The organism is Lactobacillus sp. B4007 (assembly GCF_026535895.1).
Classification (GTDB): domain Bacteria; phylum Bacillota; class Bacilli; order Lactobacillales; family Lactobacillaceae; genus Lactobacillus; species Lactobacillus panisapium.
This window is the reverse complement of sequence record NZ_JAFNPA010000001.1, coordinates 260,913-272,921: the sequence shown is the minus strand read 5'-3', so window position 1 is coordinate 272,921 and position 12,009 is coordinate 260,913. Positions and strand designations below refer to the sequence as shown.

Here is a 12,009-nt window from a genome sequence, read left to right as displayed (position 1 = left end):
GGAGAACAAATGAAAGAAATTTATTTTAATCATGATGGTAATATCGACGATCTAGTGTCGTATTTGCTTTTCTTACTCGCACCCGATATTAAATTGCTTGGCGTCAGTGCAATTGATGCCGACGGTTATATTGATCCGTCTGTGGAAGTTTGCCGCAAAATGACGGATCGGTTTAATTTAAGGGGAGACCAATTAGCAATAGCAAAGTCCAATTCTCGGGCGGTCAATCAATTCCCGGCCGATTGGCGAACAGCGTCCTATTCTTTTAACTCTTTGCCGCTATTAAATGAGGCCGGCAAGATGACGACTAAAGAAGCTGATCAACCAGCTCATCTTGATATCGTAACTAAACTGGAAAATGCCCAAAAGCCGGTAACGCTGGTAATGACGGGCCCATTAACCGACTTGGCACGTGCACTTGATGCCGCCCCAGCGATTGAAGATAAAATTGCCAAGCTTTACTGGATGGGTGGCTCGCTTGATGGTCACGGCAATGTGGTTCAAGTTAACGCTGATGGTACCCAAGAATGGAATGCCTTTTGGGATCCGTTTGCGGTTGAACGCGTTCTTAAGTCAAATATTGCAATGGAAGTTATCGGCCTTGAAAGTAGTGAGGAGTTGCCTTTAACGGACGAATTGAAGATGCACTGGGCAAGTTTACGCAAGTATCCTGCAATTGATTTAGTGGGGCAGGCTTATAGCCTCCTCGTTAATCCGCCAATTCAAACGATGCAACTCTACTTCTGGGATGTTTTAACGGCAATTAGTGCTCTTTATCCTGAAGTAGTTTTAGCTTCAGAAAAAAGGCGGGTTAAGGTAGTTACAACCGGAACTGCAGCCGGGCGAATGGAAGAAGATCCTAACGGCCGCGAAATTACCTTGGTAACTAAAGCTGATAAGAAGCTATTTTTCAAGAAATTTGACGAAATTCTGATGCGGGCAGAATAAGTTTGATAATGACAAAAAAAAGACGAAATTCGTTTAACGAGTTTCGTCTTTTAAGTTATTTAAATATTTAGGCTTAGGCGATTGAATCCCATGCTGGCAGGTCAGTTACTGGACCTTCGGCTAAGGCAACTTGTTCAGAAGTTAGGTACTTTTTGTGGACAACTACTTCATAAACATATTCTTTAAACCATTTGTCGTTCATAACGAAGAAACCTTTGTCACCGTTCTTTTCGCCCCAGGAGTTTTCGACTTTCCACTGGCGAATTTGGCCTTTATCTTCATCGACACCAACTAATACCATTGCATGGCTGGCGTAACCTGAACCGGTCCGTAGACGGTCAGCTTTTGACATGCTGAGATCGACGCCGTATAAGTCACTGTACTTGTACAAATCGCTGTCAAGATATCCTTGCTTGCGGTCGCTTTGAACAAGGACATCATTACCAAACCAAACAGCTTCACCATCTTTTAACTGGTTAACAGCGTAAGTTTCTAAGTATTCCATCGGTACATTCAAGAACTTAATTCTGCAGACGCCGCCAACGTTATCAGCAAATGGAATGCCATACAACTTGTTATATTCACGATCAGGAGCGTTAGTTAAAACAACGTAATCATTAAAGTCAACCTCGCCCATGTACTTGTGTAAAAATTCAAGTGGTGTCAAGTCTTTGTCCAAGTGGTACTTCTTGTCATCATCGCGGTATTCAAGGTCAAATTTCTTTGGTGGCTCACCGACTGCAATTGCCGTCATCTGGTAGACTTCACTTAAAAATTGCTCGCGTGCTTGCTCGACTTCTTTGTCTTTGCCTGCTTGCTTCAATTCCCGCAATACTAATGCATCTTTTCTCAATTTATCGCCTAAAGTCTTGCCAAACGCATCAGTGTTATTGGCGTTGAAACTTTCAGGCATGGCGTATGACGGAACGACACCATATTTTTCGATTAAAGCAGCACCCATATGAAAATGTCCGCCATCTTCGCCGGCTCCGCCTAAGATGGCTTCAACCGTACGTGAATTTAATTTTTCATCAGCGGTAGCCAAAATGTTGTCATAAAAAGTGTTGGCACGTTCAATTTTGTCCCAGAAAAAATTATAACTTTGTGAAAAAGTAAAATTCTTGCAGTGATATTTTTTACCAAATTGATGACGCAGTATGTTCAGAGTGGCAAATTCCCAACAGCGGCCTGAATGAAGTTGGTTAGTAACATTTTCAGTATCTAATTCTGTTGAAAAAACACGTGTCAGTTCATTTTGAACCCGCTCGTTATAAGCTGCCATCGAAACGCCGCTTTTTTGAGCAGCACGGGCAACAACCTGATTTTTGGGGTTGTCATTAAAATTGTTCGCAAACTTTTCAAGCTCTTGAACAGTAATTTTGTGTCCCATTAATAATTCTCCTTTTTTAATCTAATTTTAAATTACTTTATATTTTAAGCCAAAAGAAAAACGGGTTCAATAGCTGAACTCGTTTTAGAGAATTATTTGTATTGGCAACTTATCTTGAACTTCTTGCAATCTTTATTAAATAAGTTAATCAATTTGAATTGAATTATCACTTTGACCAGAACTTTGTTTTGGTAAAGTAATAGTCAATACACCATTATCATACTTTGCATGGATCTCACTTGCAACCACATTTGGTAATCTGAAGCTGCGAGAAATGTGACCTTCGCTTCTTTCACGGTGAATAAGACTATTATTCTTATCATTAGATAGGTCTTTGAATGATTTTCTAGAGCCTGATACGCTCAAAATGCCGTTATTGTAGTTTAAGTTAATATCGTTTTTATCCATTCCAGGCATGTCTACTTTGATAATGTATTCTTTATCATTTTCAACAACGTCTGATTGCATTAATTTGGCCATATCGCCATCGTCAAAAAATTTTCTTGGAAGATCAAACCAATCGTTCATCGCATCAAATAAGTCATTGTGCCGATTCATCATATCATTTGCCATAGTAAAAAGCTTCCTTTCAAATTTAATTAAGTTTTGTAATGGGGTGTTTGCTATTTCCTCATTACAGTTATTATTATAGTACCTAGAAAATTAAAATTAAAGCATTTAGCACTCTTTATTTTCGAGTGCTAAAAATAAAAGCTGAAAACTGTTGTGGCAGTAATAATAGCTTGTGGAAAAATTTTTTCTAACAAACAAAAGGAGTAAAAATATTGGTTTATTATCAGAAAATGACGCCGGAAGGTTACCAAAAAATTAAGAACGAAATTGCTGAATTGAAAAAGGATCGTCCGCGCAGAATTAAGATTTTGCAAGAGGCCCGGGCACTGGGTGACTTGTCGGAAAATACTGAATACACTGAGGCCAAGCGTGATCTGGGTCACTTACAAAGCCGCGTGCGGTACTTAGAAAAACAACTAAAATATGCTGATGTTGTTGATAAAACCGCTGATGGGAAGGTTGACCTTGGTAAGACAGTCACACTTAAATTTGATGATGATGACGAAACAGAGAAGTATAAAGTAGTTGGCCGGATGGAAGCAGATATTGCCGACGGAAAGGTTGCGTTTGATTCACCTCTTGGGCAAGCAATAATGAAAAAAGAGGTGAATACGACAGTTAGCGTAATGGCGCCTGCGGGAGAATATCACGTTACTATTATGGCAATTGACTAAATTTTGCACTTGATTAATCGAACTAGCGTTTGTATAATTAACTTTAGACGAACAAAGGTTTGTAACAAGGAGTGGAAAAAATGTATGATTATCGTTATGAACCCCACCGCGTAGTGTTTATGATTGATAATAAGTCATTTTTTGCAAGCTGTGAGGCGCTAGAACTAGGACTTAATCCCATGAAGGCTGTGCTGGCAGTGGTGTCCCATCAGCCTGATAGCAAGTATGGTTCAGGGTTAATTATGGCGGCTTCTCCTTTAGCAAAAGCAAAGTATGGTTTAACTAACGTGATGCGTGTGCGTGATTTGCCCACTAAAAAAGATGCACCTGATTTATTGCTGGTTGATCCGCACATGAATTTATATATTAAGCGCAGCATGCAAGTGCTGGATATATTTCGTGAGTATGCGGCGGATGAAGATATTCATGCGTATTCAATTGATGAAAGTATGATCGATATGACCAAATCTTGGCATTTGTTTGGGGATGATCCCTATTTAGTCGCACGTAAAATTCAGTGTGAGATTAGGGATAAGTTGGGCTTATATACTACTTGCGGAATTGGTGAAAATCCGCTTCTTGCCAAACTAGCAATGGATATTTCTGCTAAGCACCGCCATTCAATGATTGACTATTGGCATTATATTGATGTTCCCGATACAATTTGGCGAATTACTGATATGGAAGAAGTTTGGGGAATTGGCAAAAGAACAGCGCATCATCTGCGGCGCTTGCATATCAATAATATGTATGAATTAGCACATACCGATCCTGCGATTTTGAAGAAAGAATTTGGCGTAATTGGTGAACAATTATTTGCAATGAGCTGGGGTGTTGATCGCAGTATTATTAGCGAAAAGTTTTTTCCAAAAATGAAAAATTATGGTAACTCGCAAATTTTAACCAAGGATTATACTAATCAGCGTGAACTCGAAATTGTTTTGCGTGAAATTGGTGAGCAAGTTGCTGCCAGAATTCGTGCGCATAAGCTTCAAACCCAATGTGTTAGCTTGTATGTTGGCTTTTCGCAGTATAAACCGACAGGCGATCGAACAGGCTTCAATGTTCAGCGGAAAATTTCACCGACTAATGACAATGATTTACTCGTACAAGAAATACTGGCTTTGTTTCGCAAAAATTGGCGTGGTGAAACAGTTCGGGCACTGGGAGTCAGCTGCAGCAGGCTCATTCCGGATACTTGTCAGCAATTAACCTTTTTTATGCAGCCTTCTACCCAAATAAAGAAACGTAAAATTGATGAAACGATTGACCAAATAAGGCGAAAATATGGCTTTAAAAGTTTGGTTAAAGCCTCCAGTCTAATGGAAGGCGCTACGGCAATAAGACGTAGCAGCCTAGTGGGTGGTCATAATGGCGGAAACGCGTACGAATAATTGTGATAAAGTAGCCATGTATCGCTTAACTGACTGTTACCAAAAGCATTTGCGCTTATTTAGTATTGCCGAGAAAAATCCTTTTTAAAATAAGCACTTAGGCTTGGTTTGAGTGCAAGATGCTAACAATAAAAAGCAAACTGAAAAATCTAAGCTGGCGTTTCATAAAATTAGCTTTTTTTGCTATAATATGGAATTTGTAAGGTACATATAGGATAGAGGTAATTTTAGTGAATACACCAGCATCAAGAGAGGGCAACCTTATACGCTACATCGTTTATTTTATTGGTTATTTAATGGTTGCTGGCGTAATCAAGTTAGTTGCTAAAAATTCGCCAATCCATATCTGGGATCTGATTTTATTTGCAACAATTTCTTTGATGATATTACTATTTTTTATTTATCGGTTTAACCGTGAACAGCGCTTTTTTGACCGAAGTTTTTCTGGCTCCTGGCTTAGCAATTTCGGTCTGATTATCAGCTTAACGATAGTTGTGACCGCCTTGCGAATTTGTACTGCCTGGTTGCAGTCTTATGGCAAAATTAAATTCTATGGCTTTCAAATTGCTTATTTGCAGCATGAATCTGTCGCGACCTATTGGTTCCTAGTGGTAGCAGTTGGCTTGGTTTTGCCAATTTTGCAGGAATTTTTGACAACTGGCTTTTTATTTAATTATGCTTTCCGTAGTAATACGGTGGCAACAGCCATTTTAGGAATTATTACTTCTGGTATCTTATTTAGTCTGCTTAACTGGCAAAGCTCTGTCCCCTTGCTGGTGGTTAATGCACTATTTGGGGCAATTTTTGCTTGGTCGTACTTATATACGCAAACAATGTGGATGCCGGTCTATTTAGCAGCATTAAATGGCGTTATTTTACTAATTATGACCTAATTTATGAACAACAAAAAAGGCAATGGTGTTTAAATCATTGCCTTTTAATTTAAGCGGATAGCGTGAATCGAACCCGCATCTTCAGCTTGGGAAGCTAACGTTCTACCATTAAACTATACCCGCATTACTGAATAAGTTTACCATTTTTTAGCGGTAAAACCAAGCTTTGTTTTTGGTCTAATGCAAGAAGTTAGCTTTAAGTGTAGTTGGGTAAGCAAAATTTACTTTCGGTTGGGTACTTTGGCGGAAGTTAAGCTTATTTGCTTGCGATCGACTAAGCTAGAAAAGTCCTGAAAAAGCCACTGGCGCAGTTCACTAGGTGCGATAATTAGCGGCATGCGGTCATGTACCGGCGCCATAACAGAATTTGGCTTAGTAGTTGCCATTGAAAAATAATCATTTTGATAAATCCCGGCGATTAAAGTTAATGGTTCATCTGGATTATGAAAGGTAAACCGTTCGTGATACTGGTGTTTGTTGGTGGCAGTGTAAGTTTTACGCCCAGATTCGAAGAACTGATTAGCAATGATGATGCACCTTGACTTAGCAAAGGAAGAATCCCACATCGACCGCTTTTTTTCGAAGAAGCGCTCAATGCGAGCGTTAAAAACAACCTTTTTGTGGTCAAATGGACTGGGATAACCCCAGGTTTTAGGAACCAGCTCCAAACGATTATCTTGATAAAGCAGCACTGGCGCAATCCCTTTAGGAAAAACGCTACAGTTTTCAGGAAAGTCAAATGATGGTTCTTCTAAAGGTAAATGAAGGTCACTAACTAAATACTTTTTGGTATCTGCCAAACTTGGCAGTTGAAATTGATTGCACATTTTATCCTCCATATTTAATCATTGCTTAATTTTTGGTAGAATTAACTGTAATTATCACATTAAAGCAGGTTTTATTTTTAGGAAAGGTTAAAGACAATGAATAAAAAAGTTATCCTTACAGGTGACCGCCCAACGGGAAAGTTGCACGTAGGTCATTATATTGGTTCGTTGAAAAACCGCGTGCTGCTACAAAATTCAGGTGAGTATCATCCGTATATTATGATTGCCGATACGCAGGCGTTAACTGATAACGCTCGTGATCCTGAAAAAATTCGGGCTAGTCTAATCCAAGTTGCCCTAGATTATCTGGCTGTGGGGATTAATCCTGAAATTTCAACTATTTTTGTTCAGTCTCAGATTTCCGCCTTATTCGAGCTTACTGCTTATTATATGGACTTAGTGACTGTTAGTCGCCTAGAACGCAACCCAACAGTTAAGGCCGAAATTAAGCAAAAAGGCTTTAACGATTCAATTCCAGTCGGATTTTTGAATTATCCAGTTTCACAAGCAGCCGATATAACTGCTTTTAAAGCAACACTTGTACCGGTGGGAGACGACCAAGAACCAATGCTTGAACAGGCACGAGAAATTGTCCGCACCTTTAATCGGGTATATCACTGCAATGTTTTGGTTGAACCGGAAGGTTACTTCCCAGAAAAAGGCCAGGGTCGGTTGCCAGGGCTGGACGGCAATGCAAAAATGTCGAAATCTTTGGGTAATGCAATTTATTTATCGGATGACGCTGCAACAGTTCAGAAAAAAGTGATGTCGATGTATACTGATCCTGATCATATTCATGTCGAAGATCCAGGTAAGGTAGAAGGCAATACTGTATTTACTTATCTTGATATTTTTGATCCTGACAAGAATAAAGTAGCAGAATTGAAGGAAGAATACCAAAAAGGCGGCTTGGGTGACGTTAAAATTAAGCGCTATTTAAATACCGTCTTAGAAAATGAGTTGGAGCCAATTCGTCAGCGTCGCGCACGCTACGAGCAAAATCAGGATGAAGTTTACGAAATGCTGATTGAAGGCTCGAAAAAAGCTAATGAGGTTGCCAATCAGACTTTGGATGAAGTTCGTGATGCAATCGGTTTGAATTACTTTAAGAGGTAAAAAAATGCACAACCGGATTCCTTGGAAGCAGTATTTTATGATGCAGGCACTGGTAATTGCCCAGCGCTCAACTTGTGACCGTGCTCTTGTTGGCAGTGTTTTGGTCAAGGATAATCGGATTATCGGGACGGGTTATAACGGTTCGGTTACCGGTGAGCCCCATTGCGATGATGTTGGTCACCAGCTCGTTGATGGGCACTGCGTAAGAACGATTCATTCCGAGATGAATTCACTGATTCAATGTGCACGCAATGGTGTTTCAACTGATAACACAGAAATTTATGTAACACACTTTCCTTGCTATAATTGTGCTAAGGCTCTTGTTCAAGCGGGTATTAAACGAATCAATTATTATTTTGATTACCATGATAGTCCGCTGGCAATTGCACTATTTAAAGATTGTGGGGTTCCTTATGAACAAATTAAAATTGACCGTAAATATGTGGAGCAATTGGCACATAAATTGGAGGAAGCTGAGAACTAAGCTGACTTTGCTAACAGCTTTACTGGGCATTTTTTTCACGATGACTGCTTTTTATAACCCATATGTTCATGATAATGGGCATTTATTAGAAAAGAAAACGAGTAAGCTGATTAAGGAAAAAAATGATCGCTACCTGCAAACAAGCGAGCAACCAGTAATCATTGTAAAAACGGTCAATCGGGTTGACCATTTAACACCCAAAAAGTTAAACAAATATAAGCGGACAGTTTTTATTGTTGTAGGTAGTGCCAATAAGAAACGTAATGTGCAAATCTATTCAAGTAAAGATTTGCACGGTGCTTTTACGGCTGACGTTAGGGGAACGATTATCCGCTCGCAGTCTAACCAATTGCGAAGTAATAACAAAAAAGAATTTAACCGTGGATTGCGCTTTGTCTTTCGTGCCTGTGCGACCACGATCGATCAGCGCTACCAGTACGCGTTAGATAAATATGATCTTTCAAGTGAAGAGCGGGCTCAACTGTCACATCCTCGTCGACTTGCCTTACCAATTGCGCTTTGTCTAGTTATAGTAATTGGCGGCTTAATGTACTTCTTTAGAAATAACCTGCATTTGAAAAAATAAGTAAAAAGGTTGACTTAATGCGCAGTTTTGTATTACACTCACAATGCAAATTAAATAAGTAAACAAATAAACTGTTAGGTGAGACTCCTACGTGAACATATGCTATCGCCCGGAAACATCCAGAGATGCCAACGAGTTAAATAGTTTCCGTCGACATAAGGCGGTAACCAGATAGCTAGCTATAGGCTTACGTTGCGTAGTGTTAAAACTGAACGACGAGTATAATGATACCTTGTTTAAAAGGGGGTCACCAGCGGCAGCTTAGGTGGGTCCCTTTTTAGTTTGTTTGCGTTTTTGGAAAAAGGGAGAGTGAGAATGATGCTGAGAAAACCAAGTGAGACAACCAGCAACAAAGATCTAGCATTGGTCAAAGCAATTGCTAATGAAGGCAGATCAGAGACCTTAGCAAGACTGCATGCTAGCAGTAATGGTTTATCCACAAGGCAGGCAGAAAAAAATCGCGCGGAATATGGGGCAAATACGATTGCGTCCAATAAGCATAATTCTAAGTTACGTTTCTTAGCGGAAGCATTTATTACGCCGTTTACATTAGTACTGCTGGTCTTAGCGACCCTGTCGCTATTTACGGATTACATCTTTGTTCCTGCTGGTGAAAAAGATTTAACAACTGTTGCCATTATGCTAATAATGGTATTCATTTCTGGGATTACTAGTTTTATTCAAAATGTCAGGTCTTCAAATGCGGTTGATTCATTATTGAAGATGGTTTCCGTAACAACTGACATTATCAGAGACGGTAAAGACCAGGAAATTGATACCAGTGAAGTGGTAGTAGGAGACGTCATTCGTCTGGCTGCTGGTGATATGGTGCCAGCAGATATGCGCTTGTTGTCAAGCAAAGACCTCTTTTGCTCTTCAAGTTCTCTTAACGGTGAATCTAATCCGGTTGAGAAAATTGCGACTAAAAAGCCCAAGATTGGGTCTGACCGTGACTACCTGGATTACCCTAATATTCTTTATGAGGGGACGACAATTGTTTCGGGTTCAGGCTTGGGTGTCGTGTTTGCGACGGGCGAACGAACCATGTTTGGTAAGCTTGCTCATGATATTTCACACCACGATGTTAAAAATACTGCCTTTGATGTTGGGATTAAAAATGTCTCCAAGCTGTTAATTATTATGACGGCAATTATTGCTCCGCTTGTTTTTATTATTAACGGTTTGACTAAAGGCGATTGGGTTAACGCACTGATTTTCTCAATTGCAACCGCTGTTGGTTTAACGCCAGAGATGCTGCCCGTTATTGTGACAACTAACCTTGTTAAGGGTTCAATCGAAATGTCAAAAAAGGGCACAATCGTCAAAAAGATGAATTCAATCCAAAACTTCGGTTCAGCTGATATCCTATGTACGGATAAAACTGGAACTTTGACGCAGGACAAAGTTGTTTTGGAGCGGCATTATGACTTAAATTTACACGAAAATTCCACTATTTTGGAACTGGGTTACCTCAATTCTTACTACCAAACGGGGATGAAAAATCTAATTGATAAGGCCATCATTGAAGCTGCTGGTGATGAGCTTGATATCAATGAAATTCAGCGTGATTATAACAAAATTGATGAGATTCCATTTGACTTCTCTCGTAGAAGAATGAGCGTTGTTGTGGAAAATTCTGACCGTGAGCACGGCGAACACCTACTTGTGACTAAAGGTGCGTCCGAGGAAATGATTGCTGTTTCCACTAAGATCGAGGTTGACGGACAGATTTTGCCATTAACACCTGAACGCAAGCAGAAAGTAATGGCAAAAGTCAATGACATGAATGATGACGGCTTACGGGTAATTATGCTTGCTTACAAGCGTAATCCTGCTCCAGTAGGCGAATTCTCGGTCAAAGATGAAAGCGACTTAATCCTTTGTGGTTTCTTAGCATTCCTTGATCCACCTAAGGAAAGTGCTAAAGATGCTTTGGCTAGACTTAAAAAGGATGGGATTACCGTTAAGATTTTAACTGGTGATAATGAAGCCGTTACAAGAACTGTGGGTCTGCAAGTTGGACTCAATGTCGACACGGTTTATTCCGGTGCTGATTTAGAAGGCAAAAAGCCAGAAGAATTAGCTAAGATGGTAGAAGAATGCAATATCTTTGTTAAGTTATCGCCAGAAGATAAAACCAATATTATTAACTTGCTCAAGCAAAATGGTCATACCGTCGGTTATATGGGAGACGGTATCAATGACGCGCCAGCAATGAAGGCCGCTGATGTATCGATTTCTGTGGATACTGCGGTGGATATCGCTAAGGAATCCGCTGATATTATTTTGCTGCATAAAGACTTAAATGTGCTGGAAACCGGAGTAAGAATCGGGCGCAAAGTATTTGGCAACACGATGAAATACATTAAGATAACTTTATCTTCCAATTTCGGTAATATTTTATCAATCATGGTGGCTTCGTCATTCTTGCCATTTTTGCCAATGTTGCCATTACAGTTACTAGTTTTAGATTTGCTTTACGGTACAAGCTGCTTGTCGTTACCATTTGATGACATGTCAAATGAATTTTTAAGTGAGCCGCGTAGTTGGTCAACGAAAAAATTGCCTAAATTTATGTTTTATTTTGGGCCAACATCATCAATATTTGATATTTTGACTTTTGGCTTACTCTTCTTTGTGATTTGTCCACACCTTGTTGGTGGCAGCTATCAAACGCTTAATCCAGCACAGCAAGCTGCCTTTATTGCATTGTTCCACACTGGTTGGTTCATTGAATCATTGTGGACGCAAGAAATGGTTATTCATGCATTGCGGGATCCACGCTTGCCGTTTATTGGTCAACATGCTGCACCTGGCGTAACGCTAGCAACTTTTGGCGCCGGCGTCATTGGAACACTAATTCCGTTTTCATTTCTTGCAAATAAATTGGGCTTTGGCAAAATGCCTGTCAGCTTTATTTGGGTAGTTTTGGCAATTCTTGTTCTTTACATCCTGTTAACAACGATTGTTAAGCACTTCTACCTTAAAAACGAAAAGTTTTTAATCTAAGGCTATACCTGCCTAAAAAAGTCTGCTAAAAAGTAGAAAAAAGCCTTTAGTTACAGGGGATTTAATATTCAGTCCTACGTCTTAGTGGTAAAGAAACGCACTTTTTAATTAAAGA

General features: G+C 39.7%; 11 protein-coding genes, 1 tRNA gene and 1 riboswitch. Of the genes, 8 read left to right on the top strand and 4 right to left on the bottom strand.

The window, feature by feature from the left end; genetic code table 11:
• Positions 1 to 9: 9 nt before the first annotated feature.
• Complete coding sequence (locus J3U54_RS01350) at positions 10 to 948, top strand: nucleoside hydrolase (RefSeq protein WP_267384657.1); 939 nt, start codon at positions 10 to 12, stop codon at positions 946 to 948.
• A 73-nt stretch (positions 949 to 1,021) separates the two neighbouring features.
• Here the strand turns inward: J3U54_RS01350 and J3U54_RS01345 are convergent, their stop codons facing one another.
• Together J3U54_RS01345 and J3U54_RS01340 are read right to left on the bottom strand one after the other, a co-directional pair.
• Positions 1,022 to 2,338: a C1 family peptidase gene (locus J3U54_RS01345; protein WP_220220177.1), complete on the bottom strand. Its 1,317-nt coding sequence runs from the start codon at positions 2,336 to 2,338 to the stop codon at positions 1,022 to 1,024.
• Between the two features lie 144 nt (positions 2,339 to 2,482).
• Positions 2,483 to 2,911, bottom strand: a complete 429-nt coding sequence (locus J3U54_RS01340; protein WP_103752257.1) for an Hsp20/alpha crystallin family protein — start codon at positions 2,909 to 2,911, stop codon at positions 2,483 to 2,485.
• Between the two features lie 212 nt (positions 2,912 to 3,123).
• On the opposite strand from J3U54_RS01340, the gene greA reads away from it, so the two are divergent.
• The 3 genes from greA to J3U54_RS01325 all read left to right on the top strand — a co-directional run bounded on the left by greA (position 3,124) and on the right by J3U54_RS01325 (position 5,872).
• Positions 3,124 to 3,585: a transcription elongation factor GreA gene (gene greA, locus J3U54_RS01335; protein ID WP_103752258.1), complete on the top strand. Its 462-nt coding sequence runs from the start codon at positions 3,124 to 3,126 to the stop codon at positions 3,583 to 3,585.
• An 80-nt stretch (positions 3,586 to 3,665) separates the two neighbouring features.
• Positions 3,666 to 4,979, top strand: a complete 1,314-nt coding sequence (locus J3U54_RS01330; RefSeq protein ID WP_220234811.1) for a nucleotidyltransferase — start codon at positions 3,666 to 3,668, stop codon at positions 4,977 to 4,979.
• Positions 4,980 to 5,209: 230 nt separating this feature from the next.
• Entirely contained in the window at positions 5,210 to 5,872 is a 663-nt protein-coding gene (locus J3U54_RS01325) for a CPBP family intramembrane glutamic endopeptidase (RefSeq protein ID WP_103752260.1), read from the top strand.
• A gap of 52 nt (positions 5,873 to 5,924) precedes the next feature.
• Here J3U54_RS01325 and J3U54_RS01320 read toward each other — a convergent pair.
• Positions 5,925 to 5,995: transfer RNA gene (locus tag J3U54_RS01320), tRNA-Gly, on the bottom strand.
• Positions 5,996 to 6,093: 98 nt separating this feature from the next.
• Positions 6,094 to 6,699, bottom strand: a complete 606-nt coding sequence (locus J3U54_RS01315) for an SOS response-associated peptidase family protein (RefSeq protein ID WP_220220175.1) — start codon at positions 6,697 to 6,699, stop codon at positions 6,094 to 6,096.
• Between the two features lie 96 nt (positions 6,700 to 6,795).
• Between J3U54_RS01315 and trpS the strand changes: the two genes are divergently transcribed.
• The 4 genes from trpS (at position 6,796) to mgtA (ending at position 11,894) form a co-directional block, all read left to right on the top strand.
• Positions 6,796 to 7,815, top strand: coding sequence for a tryptophan--tRNA ligase (trpS, locus tag J3U54_RS01310; protein WP_103752262.1), 1,020 nt, complete (start codon positions 6,796 to 6,798; stop codon positions 7,813 to 7,815).
• A gap of 4 nt (positions 7,816 to 7,819) precedes the next feature.
• Complete coding sequence (locus tag J3U54_RS01305; RefSeq protein ID WP_103752263.1) at positions 7,820 to 8,299, top strand: deoxycytidylate deaminase; 480 nt, start codon at positions 7,820 to 7,822, stop codon at positions 8,297 to 8,299.
• A 40-nt stretch (positions 8,300 to 8,339) separates the two neighbouring features.
• Complete coding sequence (locus J3U54_RS01300; RefSeq protein ID WP_267384645.1) at positions 8,340 to 8,885, top strand: TPM domain-containing protein; 546 nt, start codon at positions 8,340 to 8,342, stop codon at positions 8,883 to 8,885.
• 63 nt (positions 8,886 to 8,948) lie between these two features.
• Positions 8,949 to 9,113, top strand: a riboswitch (M-box (ykoK) riboswitch).
• 87 nt (positions 9,114 to 9,200) lie between these two features.
• Positions 9,201 to 11,894, top strand: coding sequence for a magnesium-translocating P-type ATPase (gene mgtA / locus J3U54_RS01295; RefSeq protein ID WP_416381966.1), 2,694 nt, complete (start codon positions 9,201 to 9,203; stop codon positions 11,892 to 11,894).
• Positions 11,895 to 12,009 lie beyond the last annotated feature (115 nt).